Here is a 19,482-nt window from a genome sequence, read left to right as displayed (position 1 = left end):
GGCAAGGGGGACAAATGGTCGCACCACGGTACGAGCTGAACAACCGGGCGATGGACTTCGCCGCGATGGCCGTGATCGCGGCCGGCACACCCGCGCCACCGCGACGCGTGGTCCCGGTCGACCTGGCGAATGTCCGGCGGTGACCACCGCTCGTTCCGGTCGCTGCTGCTGGCCGTCCCGGCCGCCGTCCGGCGCGACTACGCCGGAACCCTGCTCGCGCAGTGGTTCGTCCTCGGCTCCGGCCTGCTCCTGTTCCACCTGGTCGCGGAGCGCGGCAGCGTAGACGGGTTCGCGTACTACCAGATCGCCCGCGGAACGGTGAGCATCTTCCAGCCGCTGGTCCTCGTCGGCCTCGGCCAGGCGCTGCAGCGCTACCTGCCGCGATCGCACACCGGGACCGAGCGCCTGGCCCGTCGGGCCATCCTGAGCCAGGCCTGCGTGGCCGGCGTGTTCGCGCTCGGCGGTGTGGCGCTCAGCCCCTGGCTCGCCCGGTTCCTCGGACTCGGCGGCGGCGCCGCGGCCGTCGGCGCGGTGCTGATCATGCTTACCGGCAGTTCCCTGTGCGCCCTCGCCGTCGCCGCGCTGCGCGGCACCCACCAGGTCGCCCGCTCCAACACCGTCTCCATGGTCGGCTTCGGCCTGGTACCGCTGACGGCCTTCGCGCTCGCCGACCGGATCGACGACTTCCTCATCCTCCAGGGCGCGGGCATGGCGCTGGTCGCGGCATGGGGCGCGGTCACGATCCGCCGTCAGCGGCCGGCTCCGCCGGCTCCCCATCACCACTCCGAGCCGACGATGCGGACCCTTCTGCGGTACGGCGTACGCCGCCTGCCCGGCGACATCGCCCTGCCCGCGCTCTTCACCTACCCGACGTTCGCGGTCGCGGCGGTGCTGCCCGGTGGCGCCGAGGCCGGGTACGTCGGCTTCGCCACCTCCGCGGTCACCCTGATCTGCTCGTTCTTCGGGATGCTCACCCCGGTGCTGCTGCCCCGGTTGAGCCGGCTCTTCCACCGGCCCGGCCGGGACGGCGCCACCGTGCGGATGCTGACCACGCTGCCGGTCTTCGCCGCCGGCCTGGCCAGCGTCCCCGCCGCGGTGTTCGCGCTGCTCGCGCCGGTGCTGGTCCGAGGCTTCCTGGGTCCGGAGTTCGCCGCGGCCGCCGGAGTGCTGCGCGCCGGCGTGCTCGCCGCGATCCCGCTCGCCATGTTCTACGCCGCCCGCCCCACCCTGGACGCTCTGCTGGAGACCCCGGTGATCAGCCGGCTGCTGCTGGTCTGCCTCGCCATCGAGGTCCTCGTGACGCACGCGGCACAGAACGTGTTCGCCGCGCCGTACGCCGCCGTCGTTGCCCTCTGTGCCGCCGCCACGGTCCTCGGCGTCTGCTCGGAACGGCTGGTGGTGCGCGCCCTGCGCACCGCGCCGTCGTGACCCCGCCCGCCGCCGGCCAGGATCCCGGCTCCGAAACCGGCCCACCCCGCCCGGGCATGGTGGTGGTCGTCGTGTTCATCGCCGCGCTCGCCGGGCGGTTCACCCTGGACCGGGTCGGCATGGACGTCCCGGTGTTCAACGACGTACGCGTGCCGCTTCTCCTGGCCGTTCTCATGTGCCTGCTGCTGGAGGCGCACCGGATCGGCCCGCGCGCGGCGGTCGGCGGCTACTGCGTCCTGCCGATCATCGGATTGCACGGGTACCAGGTGCTCTCGGCCACCTGGACCCCGCCCGGCGCGGCCATCGCACCGGTGATCGGTGACCTGTTCGCGGTGGTGTTCTTCGTGGTCGTGTACTACACCCTGGCCAAGTGGGACCGCGACCACGTCACCCGGATCACGCTGTGCTGCTTCCACGCCGCCGCCTGGGTGTACTTCCTGGCCGCCTCCACCGGGCGCGGCCACGCGGCCGGCGGCCGATGGGCGGCGCTCGGCGGCGGCCCCAACGTGTTCGTCCGGGTGATGATGCTCGGCGTCATCACGTCGATCTACCTGTACGTCAGCAGTGGCGGGAAACTGCGCTGCCTGGTGCCGATCCCGGTCTTCATGTTCGGCGCGATCGCCTCCGGATCCCGCGGCGGGATGGTCGCGCTCGGCATCACGATCTTCATATTGCTGGCCGCGAGCCGCCCCCGGCCTCGCTGGAACCAGCTCGCCAAACCCGTCGGGCTGCTGGTGGTGCTGTCGATCATGCTGGCGCTCACCGCCGGCCCGACGATCGCCGAGTTCGTGCAGAACCGGTTCTTCAAGGCGACCTTCGAGGAGGGCTACACCTCGGAGCGGGACGTGCTGTTCGCCTATGCGCTGCGGCTGTTCTGGCAGCGGCCGCTATTCGGCACCGGCGTCAACGGGTTCAACGCCTTCGCCGGCATTAGCGAGGACCTGTACGTGCACAACCTGCCCCTCTCGATCGCGGCCGAGGGCGGCTTCACCGGCCTGATCCTGCTCGGCCTGGCCTGGTTCACCCTCTGGCACGCGTACGCCCGGACGCCCCGCGACCAGCGCAGCCCGGAAGCCCGCACGGCCGCCTACTGCGGCATCTACATCGGGGCGACCTGCCTGTTCTCCGGCGACTATTTCGACGCCCGGCTGATGTGGGCTCTCCTGCTCCTGGCCGTCGTACGCCCCGCCCCGCCGGCCCCGCTGTCCGCAACCGGTAGCATCGCCTATCCGTGGAGCCGAACCTCGACCTGATCACCGTTCCGGCGGGTTCGATCGCCCTGTCCGACCGGCGCACCAGCCGCCGATGGACCGTCGAGGTGGCCGCGTTCCGGCTCGCCGCCGCCCCGGTCAACCAGGCCCTGTACGCCGAGGTGACCGGCGAACGGCCGAGCAACACCCGGGGTGACCTGCTCCCGGTGGAGGGCGTGTCCTGGTGGGACGCGCTTCAGTTCTGCAACGCCCTGTCCGCGCGGGAGGGCCGTACCCCGGCGTATCGCCTGCTCCCGGCCGACAGCTCGCTCCCCGCGCACAGCTCTAGTCCCGCGCACAGCTCTAGTCCCGCGCACAGCTCTAGTCCCGCACACAGCTCTCGTCCCGCGCACGGGCGGTTTTCCGCGGGTGGCCGCGTCGACAACGAGGGGCGTCTGCTCGCCGACGGTGACCTGCTCCCCTCCGACGACGAACCCGGCGTGCTGTGGGACCGGTCCGCCGACGGCTACCGGCTGCCGACCGAGGCCGAGTGGGAGCACGCCTGCCGCGCCGGCACCACCGAAGCCCGCTACGGCCCGCTGGACGAGATCGCCTGGTACCGCGGCAACTCCGGCGAGCGGATCCACGAACCGGGCGGCAAGCTGCCCAACGCGTGGGGCTTGCACGACATGCTCGGAAACGCCTGGGACTGGTGCTGGGACGTCTACGACGCCGAGGTGTACGGCACCTACCGCGTCCTGCGCGGCGGTGGATGGTTCGACGAGCAGTGGAGCTGCCGCGCCTCGGTGCGCCGCCGCAGCCACCCGTCGCTGCGCATCGACGACGTCAGCTTCCGCGTGGCGCGCGGCTAGACCCGGCGCATCACGCAGACGACCTTGCCCAGCACCACCGCGTCGTCGCCGGGAATCACCTGGTAGAGCGGGTTGCGGGGAATCAGCTCGACCCGCCCGCCGCGCCGGCGCAGCACCTTGACCGTGGCCTCGCCCTCGATCATCGCAGCGACGATGTCGCCGTTCTCCGCGACCGGCTGGCGGCGCACCACCACGACGTCACCGTCGCAGATCGCGGCGTCGATCATCGAGTCGCCCTTGACGTTGAGAGCGAAGAAGGTGCCGAAGCCGACCATCTCCCGCGACACGGTCAGGTGATCCTCGACGTGCTCCTCGGCGAGGATCGGGGCGCCGGCCGCGATGTCGCCGAGGACCGGAACGGTGACCGTGCGCTCGGCGGGGCTGGGCCGCACGTCGACCGCACGCGACTCGTTGGGCCGGCGGCGCAGCAGGCCGTGCCGCTCCAGGACCTTGAGGTGGTGGGAGACCGAGGAGGGCGAGACCAGGCCGACGGCCGCCCCGATCTCCCGCACGGTAGGCGGATAGCCGCGGTCACGGACCGAATCACGAATCACGGCGAGGATGCGTTCCTGCCTCACGGTGATGGGACGAGGGGCACCCTCACCGCTGTCGATACTCATGCCACGCACCCTACCGCAAGATTCGATCAGGTGTACTAATCGCGACCGAAACCGCACGTTCGGGGGACGGCCCCGACACCCCTGCGACGGATTGCTGTGCGGCATCCGCACTGGTGCGATCGTCCGATGCCGACCATCTGGGAGTACGCCGAGCAGGTCGCCGCCGGAGACACCGGCCGCTGGCACGCCGCCACCCGCCGCGCCGCGATCCTGCTCGCGCCGACCCACTCGGTGCTCGCGCTGCCCCACGGGCTGCCGGTACACCAGGTACTGGTGCAGACGACGGCACTGATCGTGCACGCGCTGGCCACCCGCACACCCGGGCACGTGGTGACCAGCATGGAACTGGCCGCCTGGGCCGCCGACCACACGATCCCGTGCACACCGCCCTCCGCCGCCGAAGCCTCGCGAGTCACAGCCGCGGTGCGACGCCAGCAGGACGACCTCGCCGTCCTGCTGCGCGCCGCCGCACCTTCGGCCCAGCGATCGTCTGACCGCTATCCGGCAGGCATGGGCGGCGCACGGCGGACAGCCCGGCTGGCCGTTCCGGCGACCGCGGCGGCCAGCATCACCGCCGCGAGCACCCACACCGAGCCGATCGGGCCGACCGCGCTGAGCAGAAGACCAGCGCCGAGCGACGCGATCGGCATGACTCCCCAGGTCAGCATCATGGAAGCGCTCATCACCCGGCCGAGCAGCTGGTTGGGGACCAGGACGCTCGCGTAGGTGACCATCACGACGCTCCAGAGCGGGCCGACGAACGCGCAGGCGGCGCCGATCACCCCGATCTGCAGTGGATGCGTGGTGAGCACGATCAGCGGCAGCAGCGCGACCCAGACCCAGTTGATCCCGACGATCACCGTGCGGGGCGTGAAGTTCCGGTGGAACCGGCCGGCGGCCAGCGCGCCGAGAAGGCCACCGACGCTGTAGAGACCCAGCATCAGGCCGACCCCGCCGGCCGTCGCACCCTGCTGGCGGGCCAGCACGACGATCACCAGCACCAGGGCCTGGAAGACCAGGTTGCTGACCGCGAGCAGCAGGATAGCGGCACGGACCAGCGGATTCCGCCAGATCCACCGCAGGCCGGTGACAGCCGCCTTCCACAGCGGTTCCGCCGCTTCCATGCTCGCGGCCTCCGGCTCTCGAAGCCCCGGAACGCCCAGCCCCGGGTCGCGCACGTCCGGGTCACGCTGGCTCAGGTCGTTGTGCGGGTCCCTGCGCGGATTCAGGTTTCTGCGCAGGAAGACCAGCGCGCCCGCGGCGAGCAGGTAGGAGAATCCGTCGGCCAGGAACGGGAGGGACCGGTCGATACCGAAGAGCAGGCCGCCGAGTGGTGGGCCGGCCAGAGCGGCGCCCCGGCCGCGGGCCTCGTTGTGCGCGATCGCGGTCGGCAGCACGGCGACCGGCACGATCAGCGGGAGGGCGGCGCGTTCGGCCAGGCCGAAGAAGACGAAGCAGAGCCCCTGGACGAAGGCGACCAGGCACAGCAACGCGGTACTAAGCGATGGGGAGCTGAACGGGTGAGCGCTGGCGGGCTCGGCACCCAGCAAACCGGACCACAGGGCGAGCGGCACGATGAGCAGCGCGAACCCGGCGACCACCTCGGCCACGATCATGAGCCGGCGGCGGTCCCAGCGGTCCACGACCGGGCCGGCCGGCAGACTGGCGATCAGGTGCGGCAGCGTGCCGGCCGCACCGACCAGACCGGCGTCGGTGGGCGAGCCGGTGATGCCCAGGACCAGCAGCGGCATCGCCGTCCCGCTGATCGCGGCGCCCAGGTTGGAGATGACCTGACCGCTCCAGAGCAGGGTGAAGTCCCGGTTGCGCCAGAGCGAAGGCCGCTCCGTGGTGGCGGTCATGACTCCGCGCCCGGCGCCGGGAAGGCATGGAAGACCACGGTGATGGTCCGGCTGTCCGCGGGCGCTTCGGCGGGTGTGCGGTTCCAGCGCTTCAGGAAGCTCATGTACTCCTCGCCGAACCGGGCAAGCTCCTCGGCGGTCAGCACGGTGGTACCGAAGGAGTGCATGGCCGCGGCGGCGAACTCACCGAAGGCCGGCCGGTCCGCGAGGTAGCCACGGAGGTCACGCTCGGACCGCTCCAGCCACAGCCGGCCGATCTCGTCCGCCACGGCGGCCACCTCGGGATCGGCCGGGCCGCGCGGCAGCCGCAGATCCTGCGGGATCGCCCGCCAGTACCGGCGGCGCCCGGCCGAGCGTCCGGTGTCCTCCTCGATGAATCCGTAGCGGGCGAGCTGGCGCAGGTGATAGCTGGTGGCGCCGCGATCCGCGCCGAACCGGGCGGCCAGGTCGGCGGACGTGGCTGATCCGTGGCGCTGCAACTGGGCCAGCATCTGCTGGCGCAGCGGGTGGGCGAGAGCTTTGAGCGAGTCGACGTCGGTCAGGAGGCGCGGCTCAGGTTCCGGCATGATGAGAAGATATCAATGCAAAGAGTTCTTCTCAATCCCATCCGGAAGCGGGAAGGGGCGAGTTTCAGCGGACGAACAGGAGGAACAAGCCGGCCCAGGTGCAGGCGATCATGAACAGCACCATCGGCAGTTCGTCCGCCAGAACGGCTAGCGGCGGCCGACCTGGATCAGCGGCGAGAGCCCGGTCGTGCGCGATCACCACGCCGAGGACATGTCCGATCAGGATCAGCGCAATCTGAGCTCCGGCGATCACCTCGGGGACCGGTACCACATCCCACCGCGCCCCGGCCCCGATCCCCCATTGCTGGAGCAGCAGCAACACGCCGCGCGGACCCTCCACCAGCAACAAGGAGAGGTAGTGGGCGAGGGTGTACCCGACGGCGATCGGAATCAGCGACGCGGTGACGTCCAGCCGGCCCGCCGTCCATCGGACCGCCGCGAACACCAGCGCACAGAACCCGACGAGTCCGGCGGTCGCCCACAGCACCGGGAGACCGGCACGCTGCACGAATCCCGCCCAGAACGGCGACGCGGAAGCACTGTCGAAGACCGTCGAACCCCACCAGATGGCGAGGAAGGCGGCCACGCCCGCCCCCGCCGGCAGGGGCGCGGCGAGTCCGGAGAGCGGCCTCAGCCACCGCACCGCGCCGAACCGGGCGGGGCCGAACCGAGCCGGGCTGGGCTGCACTGAGCTGGGCTGCACTGAGCTGGGCTGCACTGGGCTGGGCTGGAGTGGACTGAGCCGCCCGGCCAGTTCCGAGTAGACCTCGAAGCAGTCGCCCCGGGCGAACCACTCCTCCCCGCGTACCGTGGCGAAGGCGAGCTGCGTACCGGCGTACCCCAAAAGAAAAACGCCCACCGCGACCGGATCGCCATGATGGGGCGCGGCCAGCTCGAACCAGACGAAGCCCAGCAGGTACGCCGCGGCCGGCCAGGTCCCCGCCGAGCTGCCCGGCGGCAGCGGGCGCAGCCCGCCCGCCGGCAGCCGCCTACCGCCGAAGAGACGGGTCCCGAGAAGCCCGCGCAGCAGGGCGTAGAGGGTGCGCAGCGGGTTGATCGTCCGCCACACCGGGCCGAACACGACGCTGAGCGGGATCAGGCCCACCCAGAGCCAGACGAACACCGCGTGCGCCGCTGGGTTCTCCGGTCCTCGCGGTCCGAGGAACGCGTTGCCGACGAGGTACAGGGCGAGGGCGAGCACGGCGAATCGCACCCACCGGCTCGCCCGCGGCGGCCGCGGCTCGGCGGCCACCAGCCGCGGCTCGCGCCACCAGAGGGCCGAGACGAGAAAGGACAGCACGACAGTGGCGGCCCCGGCCTGGAGGACCAGGTCGAGCGGCAGCGGCAGGTCGGCGGAGCTGCCGACACCATGAGCGAGTACGCCCGTCGCATCGGCCTCGCCCAGCGATCCAGCCTGCACCGGACCTCGCGCCGCCGTCACCGGACCTCGAGTTGGAGGAGCAGGATCTCGGGATGCGCCTCGACGTCGAAGACACCGGTTCGGCCGGCGACGAAGAGTACGCAGGCGGGGCTACCGGGTCGCACGGGATACACCAGGTCGTAGCCGTGGACGTGCACCTCCGCTGCTACGTCGCTGGTGACCCCGAGCAGGACCGGGCTGTTCACCGGAATCTCGACCCGGTGGGGCTCCGGGTCGGCACGCCCATTCCGCAAAGCGGCGTCGACCGGGACGGCGTTCGGCGCGGCGGAGCCGCAGGCGGCGGGCGCGGAGTGTGTGGGGTCAGGCTGGGCGCAGCCCGCAAGCGAGAGGCCGGCAAGCAGCGCGCCAAGCAGAGCCCGGACAGGCAAATCCAGGACACGCAAAGCCCTGACAGCCAAAGCCCCGACACCCAAAGCCCGGACACGCAGGGCGGAAGCGCTCCTGGCAGGCCTGACGTGGGACGCGGGTCTCGTCACCGCTGCTCCTGCTTGGCGGCCTCGCCCGCCAAGGTGCGCAGGACGCCCGCGCCGGCCACCGCGACCGCGGCGCCGAGGCCGAGCGCGAGCGCCACCAAGAGGCGCTCGGCGTCTGCGGGGCCGGCGAACGGCAGTACCGGGCGGTGGAAGGACGTCACGTCGGGCAGCACGAAGACCGCGGTCAGGGCCGCTCCCCCGCAGACGGCCAGCACCCCGGCCGCCCGGCCACGCAGCGCTGTGACGGCACCGCCGATGATCAGCGGCCACGCCAGGAGGTTGATTCCGGCAGCGCTGAGGAACGTCCCGGCGAGCGGCGCCGATTCCACCGCGAGCGTCGAGCCGGCCACGTGCGCGATGGAGGCCCCTGCGGCGACGGCCCCGGCGGCCGCGAGCAGCAGATCCGCGCGACGCAGCCGCCGCGCCAGCAGCACCAGCGCCACCGCGATGACCGCGGTCGCCGCCCACCACAGCGCTGGTACGGGCGGTCGCTCGCCGATCAGCTCCCCGGTGATCGTGACCGTCCCGCCGTTCACGTCGAGCGGGACCGTCCACGGCACGGTCTCGCCGGCCGCGACAGTACGCCCGTCCGGCGTGGCCCGCTCGTCGATCCAGGTCAGCTCGTCACCGGGCGAGACCGTCGCCGGCGTCGCCGTTCCTCCACCGGCGCCCACGGTGACCGGGCCCGCCGTGCCGTTGCGCAGCCGCAGCCGGGCGCCGCCCTCGATCGCGGTCACCTCCAGACCGCTCACCGCAGGCGTCACCGCCACGATCCGGCCGCGCGAGTCGGTGGCGGTGAGACCACCCGCGTGGGCAGCGGCCGGCGCCGAGGTAGCGACCAGCATGCCGCCTGCTACGAGCAGCGTCAGACCGATCCGGCCCAGCAAACGCCGAAGGCGAGCAGCCAGCGAGGCGAGCTGACTGGGACCGAGCCGAGACGGGCCGAGCCGAGACGGACCGAGCTGCGACCCGCCGAGCTGACGCGGGCCGGGTCTGTGCAGGGTGGTCACTCCGGCAAGTGCTGGACGCTGCGGGCTACGAGTACGGTCGCTACGCCGGTCATCGCGGTCAGCGTGAGCAAGCCGGTGACCATGTGGATGTTGAAACCGGTGCTGCCCGTCTGGATCTTGCCGACCAGCAGCACAGCGCCCCATATCGCGGGCGGGGCGATCAGGCCGAGCAGGATCCAATGGACGTTGGCCGTCGTCTTGATCAGCGGTGTTACCAGGCGCAGCACGATCTCGATCGCCACGGCTGCGGCGGCCACGGTGAGGGCCGGCCACCAGGCGTCCTGCGAGTCGAACATCAGGTGCATGAGCACGGCTATGACGGCGACGAGGATGGCGGGCAGGCCGACCGGCAACGGCCAGCGCCGGCCGATGATCACGAATGGCAGCAGGAGGAGGATCGTGCTGAAGACGTACCCGTGGATGAGCTGCGCGTCGGGCGAGAAGACCGGTACCGGGTCCTGGCCGCTGCCCAGGTGGCGGAAGCCGATCGACGAGGCGTGCAGCGAGTAGATGTGCACCGGCAGCACCGAGAACAGCGTGGAGACGCCGACCAGGAGACTTCCGCCGATGCCGAGCCGGCGCTCGGGGCCGGTGGCGAGCATCAGCGTCGGGCCCATCGCGACCAGCGCCATGCCGAGGATGATGAACTCGTGGCTGGGGCTGACGAAGATCTCCATGTCACGTTCGATGCCGAAGATGTTGTGCCAGAGGGTGTCCACGCCGCCGCCGACTAGCAGGAACGCCATGCCGGCGAGCGGGATGCGCAACGCGTTCGGCAGGGCCAGCAGGGAGCGGTACGTCGGGATGCCGGGCAGCCGGGACCGCATGATCCAGAGCAGGGTGAACCCGGAGGCGGCGATGCCGGAGTAGAGGACGCCGTGCCACGGCGTCCAGAAGGTTTCCAGCTCTGGCATGGTGGCGTGGGCGTACGCGTCCAGTTGCAACCCGATGACCAGCCAGGCGCTGGCGACCAGCAGCACCCACCGCTCGCGCGCGGTGAACGATACGGTCCCCATCGCCGTGGACTGTGTCCGTTCCACGGACGTCGTCACGATTACCACTCCCCTGATCGATTCGGCGATCGGTAACCTACATCGCCGCTGTTACATAATTCGATCCGACATCGGACCCGGTCATCGGAAAAGAGCCGCCGGGTCCGAAAAGAGGAGATTGACCGTTAGCTCGGATCAGCGCCGGCTGTGCCCAAAAAAGGGCCCTCATCAAGACGCCGCCAGCACGATGTCGAAGCGGGTACGCGTCCACGGCCCGTCAACGACCCGCCCGTCCGGCCCCGGCGTGCCGGCCGGCTGCCCGACAAAGTCCTTGATCAGCGACTCTTTCACGCCGAACACGCTGTCGGTGGCAAGGTGCTCGCATCCCCGGACGAAGATGTGCGTGACAAGCGTGTGCAGACCGGGCGCGGTGACCATGAAGTGCAGGTGCGAGGCCCTCATCGGCGACCGGCCGGCCGCTCTGAGCAGGTCGCCCACCGGCCCGTCGTCCGGGATCGGGTACGGCGTCGGCGTCACACCCCAGAACGCGTACCGCCCGTCCGCGTCGCTGAACAGATGCCCCCGCGCCGCGACCCGGTCGTCGGCGTACTGGACGTCGTAGAACCCGTCCTCGTCGGCCTCCCACACCTCGATCCGCGCCCCGGCGACCGGGTTGCCGCCGGTGTCGGTGACCGTCCCCTCCACCCAGCACGGCCGGCCCGCCGCGCCGCCGGCGATGTCACCGCCGAGCGGCACCTCCGGTGAGTCCGCCACGAAGAACGGCCCAAGCACGGTCGCCTCCGTCGCGTCAGCATGATCCTGGCTCTGGGCCGCGTTGTTGATCGCGATCGTCTGCATGGACACGCCGAGCACATCGCTGAGCAGGATGAACTCCTGCCGCTTGTCGTCGGTGATCGCGCCGCACCGGGTCAGGAACCCGATGGCCGCCTCCCACTCCGCCCCGGTGAGCCGGGTCTCTCGCACGAACCCGTGCAGATGCCGGGTCAGCGAGGTGAGCAACTCCCGGAGCCGATCCGAGGAGGCACCGCCGAACGACGCCACCACCTCGCGAACGAGAGCCTCCTCACGAGCGACCTGCTCAGGAGAGACGGCGGACCCCACGGAAGCAGCGCCAGACGAAGAAGCAGCGCCAGACGAAGAGACAGCGCCAGACGAAGAGACAGCGCCAGACGAAGAGACAGCGCCAGACGAAGAGACAGGGCTCGACGAAGCGGTCATGCGGCACCCACCGGCGTTTCGCCCGCCCACGCCGCCCGGAGCAGAGCCTCCAGAACCCGCCGATCGACCGGCCCCGGGTTGGACGGCGGCACGACCGGCAGGATGCGGGCGGCCGCGTCCCGGATGTCGGCCTCGTCGAAGCCGGCATCCTTGAGCGCCCGCGGCGCTCCCACCGACGCACGCAGCCGCTCCAGCGCCGCGACCGGCTCATCGCCGCCCAGGGCCCGGCCGATGCGCAGACCGATCTCCGGTACGGCCGGAGCGTTCAACGCCAGCACATGCGGCAGAACGACGGCGTGGGTCTCGGCGTGCGGCAGGTTGTAGGTGCCGCCGAGCACGTGGCAGATCTTGTGATGCAGCCCGGAACCGGCCGATGCGAACGCCACCGCCGAGAGGTACGCCCCGTACAGGCACTCGTCGCGCCCCTCGATGCCGGACGGGTCCGCCACGACCTTGGGCAGGCCCGCGGCCAGCACCCGGATTCCCTCCAGCGCGAGCGTCCGGTTGATCGGGTCACTGCCGGACGCCCACATCGAGTCGACGCAGTGCGCCAGCGCGTTGAACCCGGACGCCACCGACAGGCCGACCGGCAGCGAGAGCGTCAGCGTCGAGTCGTAGACGACCGTCACCGGCAGCACCGAGGGGTGCACACCGGTCGTCTTGTGCCGGCCCTCGGTCAGGCCCCACACGGCGGTCGCCTCGCTCCCGGCGTACGTCGTCGGCACCGCGACGATCGGCACCCGGGCGCTCAGGGCGATGGCCTTGGCCAGCCCGGTCGTCGACCCGCCACCCACCGGGACCAGCAGGTCCACGGCGGCGGAAGCCGCCGCTTCCCGGGCCCGCTCGGCCAGTTCGACCGGCACGTGCTGGATCACCTCGGTCCAGCGCAGCGCGACCGGCAGGCCCGCGGCGACCCGGTCGGCGAGATCGGCCTCGGCGTCGGACGCGATGAGCATGATGCGGTCCGCGCCGAGCCGGGACACCTCGGCGGCGAGGTTCTTCGCCGCTCCGCCGGCCTCCAGGACAACCCGCTGGCCGAGCGTGTCGTGAACGAACGAGTTAGTGGGCATGCGCGCCTCCCCCACCGGCTTATCTAATCGAGCGCGCCTTGTCCAGCGAACCCCGGCGAACCCTGTCCAGCGCCGGGACCAGCCCCTTCGGCAGGAAGAGCACGCAGACCACGAGCAGCAGGGCGTACACCGCGTAGTTCAGGACGGTGGGCGCGTAGTCCGGCATTCCCGGCTGGGTGCCGAGTGTGTTCAGCACCTGCACCAGCAACACGATCACCGTCGCTCCGACGACCGGGCCGGCGATCGTCCCGAGGCCGCCCACGACGGCCATCACCACGTACTCGATCGAGAGCAGCACCGGGAACGAGCCCGGCGCCAGATAGCCCAGGTAGAAGGCGTAGACCCCGCCGGCCAGCCCGGCGAAGGCGGCGGAGAGCGCGAACACCGCGAGCCGGTAGCCGCCGACCGCGACACCACTGGCCGCGGCGGCGACCTCGCTCGTCGCGGCGGCGCGCAGGCCGCGACCGGCGCGGGAGGCGACCACGTTGCGCGCGACCAGCAGTGCGATGGCAAGAACACCGCAGGAGAGGTACGCGTACCCGAGGTCGTTCCGCAGCTCGAACCCGCCGACCGAGAACCGGGGAATGCCCTGCAGCCCGATGGCGCCACCCGCCCAGTCGGCCTGTGCCAGCAGCGACAGCAGGATCAACTGCACGGCGAGGGTGGCGAACGCCAGGTGGTGGCCGCGGAGCCGGAGCAGCGGCGCGCCGAGCAGCACGGCGGCGACCGCGGCGATCACCGGCGCGGCCAGCAGTCCGAGCAACGGCGGTGTTCCGTGCACGGCGAGCAGGCCGGCCGTGTACGCCCCGATCGCGTAGAAGGACGCCTGCCCGAGCGAGACCTGTCCGGCGTACCCCATCAGCAGAGAGACACCGACGGTGACCGCGGCTGCCAGCGTGAGCAGCACGAACGTCGCGAGATGCCGCTCCGGCAGGAGCGGCGGCAGAGCAACCAGCAGCAGCGCCAGCACGCCGAAACCGAGCCTTTTCATCGGGCTGTCTCCGCGACCGGGCCGGTGCGTGCGGCCTGGACGATCATCACGGTGAGCATCAGCACGAGCGCGACCTCCACCTGGTAGGCACCGCCGCCGTACCCGGCGACCAGCGTCTGCGCGACGCCCAGCAGCAGCCCGCCGGCGAGCGCGACACCCGGCCGGGTGAGACCGCCGAGGACCGCCGCGGCGAAACCGTTCACGATCAGCGCGACGTCGCTGTCGAACGTCACCTGCTGCACCGGGGTGGTGAGTACCCCGGCGAGACCACCGAGCGCGCCGCCGATCGCGAACGCGAGCAACCCCATCCGGCGCACGTCGATGCCGACGACCTGCGCCGCGTACCGGTTCGAGGCGCAGGCGGACAGCGCCTTGCCCAGGTCGGTGCGGGCGAAGAACCACGCCATCACGGCGAACACCGGCCCGGTCACCGCGACGATCAGCAGGTAGTGCGCCTGAAGGCGGGCGCCGCCCACCTCGGCCACCCCGGGCACGCCCGGGTAGGAACGTGGCTGGTCACCCCAGATCAAGATCTCTATTGCGTACGCGAGGACGCCGAGCCCCAGCGTCACGATGAGCGACGTTCCGGGGCTGGTGCCCGGGCGCCCGATCGCCACGACACCGACCAGCAGCCCGGTGATCGCGCCGAGCGCCACCCCGCCGAGTTCCGCGACACCGTGCGGCACGCCCGATCCGAGCAGCGACGCGGTCAGCATGGCGGCCAGCACCGCGAACGCGCCCTGCGCGAAGTTGACCACCCGGGTGACCCGGTAGATCGCGACCAGACCGCTGGCGACCAGCGCGAAGCCGGCCCCGATGCCGAGCCCGGTGACGATGTAGCCGAGCAGGTCACTCATGTGGCCGCCTCCACGTGCCCGCCCGATGCGTGCCCGCCCGCCTCTAGGCGGCCGCCCGCTTCTTGGCCGCCGCCGACTTCTACGTGGCCGCCCGCTTCTAGGCCGCCGCCGGCTTCTACGTGGCCGCCCAGATAGGCCGCCGTCACCTGCGGGTCGCGGGCCAGGTCTTTCGCGGCGCCGTGCAGGGCGATCCGGCCGGTCTCCAGGACGTAGGCGCGCTCGCACATGTCGAGTGCGAGGCGGGCGTTCTGTTCGATGAGCAGCACGGCGAGTCCCCGCTCGGTGTTGAGCGTGCGCAGATGCCCGACCAGGGTGGTCACGACCAGGGGCGCGAGGCCGAGGCTGAGTTCGTCGACGACCAGGATGTCCGGCCGGGCCATCAGCGCCCGGCCGATGGCGACCATCTGCTGCTGGCCGCCGGAGAGCGAACCGGCCCGGCGGCGGCGCAGGTCGCTCAGCTCGGGAAGCAGTTCGTAGATCGGGCTCGTGTCCCGGCCGCGGCGGCCTTCGGGATTGCGCCAGCCACCCAGGCGCAGGTTGTCGTCGACGGTGAGGTCGCCGAACATCTCGCGGCCCTCCGGGACCTGGGCCAGGCGCCCACGCACGGTGATCGTCCCGGCGTGCGGGCGGAGCAGGCCGGAAAGCGCTTTGACCAGGGTGGACTTGCCCGCCCCGTTGGCGCCGATCAGCGCGACGAGCTCGCCTTCGCCGACTGCCAGGTCGACACCGTCGAGCGCGGTCGCACCGGCGTAGCGGACCGTCAACCCGGTGACCTCGACGACCGGGCGGCTCACGGCTCGGCACCCTTCCGTGCGGATGCGCTGTCCTCGCGTACCCCGGCGTTTTGCTGTCCTTGATCCTCGGCGGCGCGCGCCGCCGTGCCCGCGTCGCGCTCGCCGCCGGTCGCGGTCTGTGTCTCTGTCGCTGTTGCTGTTGCTGTTGCTGCCGCTGCCGCTGCCTCTGGGCCTGTCTCTTCCGGCGCGGCCCCCAGGTAGGCGGCGATGACGCGGGGATCGGCGCGCACCTCGGCCGCGGTGCCTTCGGCGATCACGCCGCCCAGGTCGAGGACCGTGACCCGGTCGGCGAGGCGCATCACGAACGCCACGTCGTGCTCGACCAGCAGCATGGTCAGGCCCTCGGCGCGCAGTTCGCCGATCAGCGTGGCCAGCCGCTCGCGCTCGCCGGCGCGCAGGCCCGACGCCGGCTCGTCGAGCAGGAGCAGCCGGGGCTGGGCGCAGAGCGCCCGCGCCAGCTGAAGCGCGCGCTGCTGGCCGAGCGGCAGTTCCTCGGCCGGGCGGTCCGCCCAATCCGCGATGCCGGCGCGGGCCAGGCACTCCAGCGCGCGTTCGCGGATCAGGCGTTCCTCCCGATGATGTACGGGCAGCCGCAGCGCCCCGGCCAGGAACCCGGCGCCGTTGGTGGCGTGCGCGCCGACCATCACGTTCTCCAGCGCGGTCATCCCGTGGAAGATCCGGGCGGCCTGGAAGACCACGCTGATCCCGAGCCGGGCGCGGCGGTGCGCGGACAGCCGGTCGATGCGTGCGCCGTCGAGTCGCACCTCGCCGGCCTGCGGTGCCAGCTGGCCGCCGATCAGCGCGAACAGGGTGGACTTCCCGGCGCCGTTGGGCCCGATCACCGCGCGCAGCTCGCCGGGTGCCACGCTCAGGGTGACGTCACGGACGGCGTAGACCCCGCCGAACGCGCGGTCCACGCCGGTGACCGTGAGCTCGGCCCCGTTCGTCACTTCAGCTTTTCCTGGGAGAACTCGGTCGGGACGAACTTGCCGGCCTGCACCATGTTGATCGCGATGAAGTCGGTGGTGAGCCCGCTGTGGTTGGCCGCCGAATACGCGTAGGTGCCGTTCGGTGTGGTGAGGCTCAGTCCTTCCAGGGCGTCACGGACCTTGGCCCGGTCGGTGCCGCCGGCCTTCTCGATCGCGGCGGCGAGCAGTTTGACGCCGCTGTAGCCGTCCTGCGCGAACTGCGGCGGCGGGTAGCCGTACTTCGCGGTGAACGCGGTGGTCAGCTCGTCGACCGCGGTCTTCAACTCACCGGCCGGTAGGTACTCGCCGACCACGCCGACGGAACTGGCGATGACGACGCCCTCGGCGGCCGGTCCGGCCGGATCCAGGAACAGTTTGCTGGCCTGGGCGCCGGTCAGGACCAGCGGGATCTTCAGGCCGGAGGCGGCGTACTGCTTGGTCAGCGCGACAGCGGGTGCGCCGGTCGCCCAGACCATCAGCGCCTGCGCGTCGGACGAGCGGACGTGCGTGAAGATCGCGCTGAACTCGGTGGCGGTGGTCTGGAACTCCTCGATCGGGTTGACGGTCACGCCGTACTGCCCGGCCTTGGCCTGGAGCCCCTTCGCACCGGCGACCGCGTAACTGCTCTTCGTGTCGTAGGCCAGGGCGACCTTGGACAGCTTGCTCGCCTGGAAGTACTGGAGCGCCGCCTCGGCATAGGTGGCCGACGTCGCCGGGACCACGAAGACGTACGGATGAACGGGGTTGATCTGCTCGTCCGCCGGGGTGAGCGAGATGTACGGAATCTCCTCCCGGTCCACGAGCGGGATCGTGGCCAGCGCCGAGTTGCTGAACGGCGAGCCGATGATGGCGTCGGAGTCGTCCTTCAGCTCGTTGAACGCGAGGACGGCCTGGTCGGGGAGGCTCTTGTCGTCGCGTACGGTCAGCTCGATCTTGCGGCCGCCGACGCCGCCATCTGCGTTGATCTTGTCGACCGCCAGGGCGACCGACTTCTGGTTCTCGGTGCCGAGCGGCGAGTAGTTGCCGGTGAGCGAGACGATCTGGCCGACCCGGATCGGGTCGTCACCGCCTGCGCCGCTGCCTTCGTCGCCGCCGCACGCGGCAAGTGTTATCGCGAGAGAGAGTGTGGCGATGCTGAGCGTTCTGCTGAGCGTTCTGAGGCCTTGCCCGGTTCCGCGCACGACGACCTCCTCGATGAGGTGGACCGGGGCTGAGACATCGAAGTTAGGCGTTCTATACACAGCCGTCAACGAACTGCCTAACATCTTCCTCATGCTGCTCACCGGGAGGCCCTGCCGTTGACCGACACCGAGAACTCGACTCGTCCTCAGACGCTGATGCTCATGCTGTTCGGCGACTTCGTGCTGGACCGAGGCGTGTGCGTCTTCTCCGGCAGCGTGATCGACGTCTTCGCACGGCTCGGCGTCTCGTCGCACGCCACCCGCTCCACGCTGACCCGCATGGTCAACCGCGGCCTGCTGCGCCGGCAGCGGCACGGCCGCCGGATGTACTACGGGCTCACCTGCCGGTCCACGGCGATCCTGCACGACGGCCGGGCGCGCATCTGGCAGAGCGGCGCGGTCAACGACCGGTGGGACGGCAGCTGGACGCTGCTCTGCTTCTCACTGCCGGAGTCCTGGCAGCGGCAACGCCACGATTTGCGGTCCCAGCTCGCATGGGCCGGGTTCGGGCCGATCCAGGGTGGCCTGTGGATCGCGCCGGGCGCGGTGGCGGCTCAGGACATCGTCACCGGCCTCGGTCTGGAGGCGCACGCGCGGGTCTTTCACGCGCGGGCTGACGAGCTCACCGACATCGGGGGGATGGTGCGCGACGCGTACGATCTGGCCGGGCTGGCCGCCCGCTACGAGGATTTCCTGAACCGGTGGGACGGCCCCGCGCCGCTGGCGGATCCCCTTGCCGCCCGCCTCAGCTTGATAGCCGAATGGCTCGGCGCGATCCGGCGCGATCCGCGGTTGCCGGTGGAGCACCTGCCGGCGGCGTGGCCGGCGGTGCGGGCTCAGAAGCTGTTTCGTGAGCTTGAGGCGTCATATCTTGAGCCGTCACGTGAGGTGGCTGCGGGCCTGCTCGACCTTCAACCTGACGAGCAGGCCTGAGCCAGATCTCTTTGCGTCTGATGCCGGGTGCTCAGGACGTTCTGCCTGCTGGATCGCGCGGCTGTCGATCTTGGTAGCGCTGATCTTGCCGCTGCTGATCTCGGTGCCACGACGTCGCGGCCGCCGTTTCCCGTGCGGCGACCTTGCCGCCGCCGCTCTCCGTGCCGCGACCTTGCCGCCGCCGCTCGCGGTGGCCTTGCCGCTGCCGTTCTCCGTGCCGCGATCTTGCCGCTGCCGCTGCCGCGCTCGGCGCGGCGATCTTGCCGCTGCCGCAGTAGGTGCGGCGATCTTGCCGCGAGCTCGCGGCGGCAATCGCAGTGCTGGCAGACTTCGTTCTGGCGGTTTCGTTACGTGCGGGCACCCGGCTTCATGTAGCCCGGCAGGCCCGCGTCCGCTGCGGCCGCGACTAGCAGCTCGTGGTGCGAGGCGATGATCGGCGTGGCGTTCTCAGCGAGCTCCGACACCGATGAATCCGCGCCGTTCTTTGCCTGCTCCTCGGCCCGGCGCATGGCGTCCCGGTGCGCCGCCAACTGAGTGGAGATGAAGTATTCGTCGAACGCCTGCGGGTCGGCCGCCACATAGCGCGCGGTAAGCGCCTGCTGTTCCTCGGTCGGCTGCGACGGCAGGCTGACCTTCAGCTGCCGCGCCGTTTCAGTGAGATCCGCATCCATCCTGATGTGGTTCCGCATGAACGTCGCAGCCAAGTTCTTCACCGTCTCATCCGTGCTCTTCACCCAGGCGATCCGCCCACTGGCAATCTCGGCGAGGTTGGCCTGGTGCGCAGCCCGCAGGAACCCGACGTCCTGGGCGGAAGGCGCAGCGACGGCGGCAGTCGCCGGCAGCACCATCAACCCAGCGGCGGCGAGGGTGGTTGCGATTCGTCGCAAAAACATGCTGTTCTCTCCTTAGGTCGGAATTGCAGCTTATCTACGATAAACAACAACTTTTCGCGTTTTCGCAGCTGCAGGTGCGCGGTTTCCCGTTCCCCGCGCAGCCCG

At 71.1% G+C, this 19,482-nt stretch carries 20 protein-coding genes; 5 read left to right on the top strand and 15 right to left on the bottom strand.

The window, feature by feature from the left end; all coding sequences use genetic code 11:
- Positions 1-14: 14 nt before the first annotated feature.
- From I4J89_RS50865 to I4J89_RS14910, 4 genes are read left to right on the top strand one after another with little or no spacing between them, the layout of a single operon-like run.
- The gene (locus I4J89_RS50865; protein WP_255521640.1) at positions 15-143 is read left to right on the top strand and encodes a hypothetical protein; all 129 of its coding nucleotides are present in this window, start codon (positions 15-17) and stop codon (positions 141-143) included.
- The gene (locus I4J89_RS14920) at positions 130-1,428 is read left to right on the top strand and encodes a lipopolysaccharide biosynthesis protein (RefSeq protein WP_196414544.1); all 1,299 of its coding nucleotides are present in this window, start codon (positions 130-132) and stop codon (positions 1,426-1,428) included. The genes I4J89_RS50865 and I4J89_RS14920 overlap by 14 nt, the downstream gene beginning before the upstream one ends.
- Complete coding sequence (locus tag I4J89_RS51500; RefSeq protein ID WP_196414543.1) at positions 1,425-2,681, top strand: O-antigen ligase family protein; 1,257 nt, start codon at positions 1,425-1,427, stop codon at positions 2,679-2,681. The genes I4J89_RS14920 and I4J89_RS51500 overlap by 4 nt, the downstream gene beginning before the upstream one ends.
- On the top strand, positions 2,660-3,490 hold the full coding sequence (locus tag I4J89_RS14910) for a formylglycine-generating enzyme family protein (protein ID WP_309238324.1): 831 nt from the start codon (positions 2,660-2,662) through the stop codon (positions 3,488-3,490). Before I4J89_RS51500 ends, I4J89_RS14910 begins: the two co-directional genes overlap by 22 nt.
- Here I4J89_RS14910 and lexA read toward each other — a convergent pair.
- The 14 genes from lexA to I4J89_RS14840 form a co-directional block, all read right to left on the bottom strand.
- Positions 3,487-4,110 carry a transcriptional repressor LexA gene (gene lexA, locus I4J89_RS14905; protein ID WP_196414542.1) on the bottom strand — a complete coding sequence of 208 codons (624 nt, stop codon included), beginning with the start codon at positions 4,108-4,110 and terminating at the stop codon, positions 3,487-3,489. The two genes, I4J89_RS14910 and lexA, sit on opposite strands and share 4 nt — an antisense overlap.
- A gap of 497 nt (positions 4,111-4,607) precedes the next feature.
- Positions 4,608-5,969 (bottom strand): MFS transporter, encoded by a 1,362-nt coding sequence (locus tag I4J89_RS14900; RefSeq protein ID WP_196414541.1) that lies wholly within the window; start codon positions 5,967-5,969, stop codon positions 4,608-4,610.
- Entirely contained in the window at positions 5,966-6,535 is a 570-nt protein-coding gene (locus I4J89_RS14895) for an ArsR/SmtB family transcription factor (RefSeq protein WP_196414540.1), read from the bottom strand. Before I4J89_RS14895 ends, I4J89_RS14900 begins: the two co-directional genes overlap by 4 nt.
- Before the next feature lie 64 nt (positions 6,536-6,599).
- Complete coding sequence (locus I4J89_RS14890) at positions 6,600-7,955, bottom strand: hypothetical protein (RefSeq protein WP_309238323.1); 1,356 nt, start codon at positions 7,953-7,955, stop codon at positions 6,600-6,602.
- A gap of 17 nt (positions 7,956-7,972) precedes the next feature.
- Positions 7,973-8,161 (bottom strand): hypothetical protein, encoded by a 189-nt coding sequence (locus I4J89_RS14885; protein WP_196414539.1) that lies wholly within the window; start codon positions 8,159-8,161, stop codon positions 7,973-7,975.
- 287 nt (positions 8,162-8,448) lie between these two features.
- Positions 8,449-9,294: a hypothetical protein gene (locus I4J89_RS14880; protein WP_196414538.1), complete on the bottom strand. Its 846-nt coding sequence runs from the start codon at positions 9,292-9,294 to the stop codon at positions 8,449-8,451.
- A gap of 161 nt (positions 9,295-9,455) precedes the next feature.
- Positions 9,456-10,475: a hypothetical protein gene (locus tag I4J89_RS14875; RefSeq protein ID WP_230858964.1), complete on the bottom strand. Its 1,020-nt coding sequence runs from the start codon at positions 10,473-10,475 to the stop codon at positions 9,456-9,458.
- Between the two features lie 204 nt (positions 10,476-10,679).
- Positions 10,680-11,573, bottom strand: coding sequence for a hydroxyquinol 1,2-dioxygenase (locus I4J89_RS14870; protein WP_196414536.1), 894 nt, complete (start codon positions 11,571-11,573; stop codon positions 10,680-10,682).
- 113 nt (positions 11,574-11,686) lie between these two features.
- Positions 11,687-12,760, bottom strand: a complete 1,074-nt coding sequence (locus I4J89_RS14865; RefSeq protein WP_196414535.1) for a maleylacetate reductase — start codon at positions 12,758-12,760, stop codon at positions 11,687-11,689.
- 19 nt (positions 12,761-12,779) lie between these two features.
- Positions 12,780-13,751 carry a branched-chain amino acid ABC transporter permease gene (locus tag I4J89_RS14860; protein ID WP_196414534.1) on the bottom strand — a complete coding sequence of 324 codons (972 nt, stop codon included), beginning with the start codon at positions 13,749-13,751 and terminating at the stop codon, positions 12,780-12,782.
- A complete protein-coding gene (locus tag I4J89_RS14855) occupies positions 13,748-14,608 on the bottom strand; it encodes a branched-chain amino acid ABC transporter permease (RefSeq protein WP_196414533.1) in 861 nt (286 codons plus the stop codon). The genes I4J89_RS14860 and I4J89_RS14855 overlap by 4 nt, the downstream gene beginning before the upstream one ends.
- Positions 14,605-15,402 (bottom strand): ABC transporter ATP-binding protein, encoded by a 798-nt coding sequence (locus I4J89_RS14850; protein ID WP_196414532.1) that lies wholly within the window; start codon positions 15,400-15,402, stop codon positions 14,605-14,607. Before I4J89_RS14850 ends, I4J89_RS14855 begins: the two co-directional genes overlap by 4 nt.
- Positions 15,399-16,352, bottom strand: a complete 954-nt coding sequence (locus tag I4J89_RS14845) for an ABC transporter ATP-binding protein (RefSeq protein ID WP_309238322.1) — start codon at positions 16,350-16,352, stop codon at positions 15,399-15,401. Before I4J89_RS14845 ends, I4J89_RS14850 begins: the two co-directional genes overlap by 4 nt.
- Complete coding sequence (locus I4J89_RS14840) at positions 16,349-17,551, bottom strand: ABC transporter substrate-binding protein (protein ID WP_309238321.1); 1,203 nt, start codon at positions 17,549-17,551, stop codon at positions 16,349-16,351. The genes I4J89_RS14845 and I4J89_RS14840 overlap by 4 nt, the downstream gene beginning before the upstream one ends.
- Positions 17,552-17,668: 117 nt before the next feature.
- On the opposite strand from I4J89_RS14840, the gene I4J89_RS14835 reads away from it, so the two are divergent.
- Positions 17,669-18,484 (top strand): PaaX family transcriptional regulator, encoded by an 816-nt coding sequence (locus I4J89_RS14835; RefSeq protein WP_230858962.1) that lies wholly within the window; start codon positions 17,669-17,671, stop codon positions 18,482-18,484.
- Positions 18,485-18,831: 347 nt separating this feature from the next.
- On the opposite strand, the gene I4J89_RS14830 is transcribed toward I4J89_RS14835, so the two are convergent.
- Positions 18,832-19,377: a DUF4142 domain-containing protein gene (locus I4J89_RS14830; protein WP_196414531.1), complete on the bottom strand. Its 546-nt coding sequence runs from the start codon at positions 19,375-19,377 to the stop codon at positions 18,832-18,834.
- Positions 19,378-19,482 lie beyond the last annotated feature (105 nt).

Source organism: Actinoplanes aureus (assembly GCF_015704865.1).
GTDB lineage: Bacteria > Actinomycetota > Actinomycetes > Mycobacteriales > Micromonosporaceae > Actinoplanes > Actinoplanes aureus.
This window is presented reverse-complemented; position numbering and strand designations above follow the sequence as displayed.

Bases quoted from the DNA above. Each gene is read 5' to 3' on its own strand.
- I4J89_RS14865 (WP_196414535.1), bottom strand. From the start codon at position 12,760: ATGCCCACTAACTCGTTCGTTCACGACACGCTCGGCCAGCGGGTTGTC.
- I4J89_RS14920 (WP_196414544.1), top strand. From the start codon at position 130: ATGTCCGGCGGTGACCACCGCTCGTTCCGGTCGCTGCTGCTGGCCGTC.
- I4J89_RS14830 (WP_196414531.1), bottom strand. From the start codon at position 19,377: ATGTTTTTGCGACGAATCGCAACCACCCTCGCCGCCGCTGGGTTGATG.
- I4J89_RS14900 (WP_196414541.1), bottom strand. From the start codon at position 5,969: ATGACCGCCACCACGGAGCGGCCTTCGCTCTGGCGCAACCGGGACTTC.
- I4J89_RS14860 (WP_196414534.1), bottom strand. From the start codon at position 13,751: ATGAAAAGGCTCGGTTTCGGCGTGCTGGCGCTGCTGCTGGTTGCTCTG.
- I4J89_RS14895 (WP_196414540.1), bottom strand. From the start codon at position 6,535: ATGCCGGAACCTGAGCCGCGCCTCCTGACCGACGTCGACTCGCTCAAA.
- I4J89_RS14855 (WP_196414533.1), bottom strand. From the start codon at position 14,608: ATGAGTGACCTGCTCGGCTACATCGTCACCGGGCTCGGCATCGGGGCC.
- I4J89_RS14875 (WP_230858964.1), bottom strand. From the start codon at position 10,475: ATGGGGACCGTATCGTTCACCGCGCGCGAGCGGTGGGTGCTGCTGGTC.
- I4J89_RS50865 (WP_255521640.1), top strand. From the start codon at position 15: ATGGTCGCACCACGGTACGAGCTGAACAACCGGGCGATGGACTTCGCC.
- I4J89_RS14880 (WP_196414538.1), bottom strand. From the start codon at position 9,294: ATGCTGGTCGCTACCTCGGCGCCGGCCGCTGCCCACGCGGGTGGTCTC.
- lexA (WP_196414542.1), bottom strand. From the start codon at position 4,110: ATGAGTATCGACAGCGGTGAGGGTGCCCCTCGTCCCATCACCGTGAGG.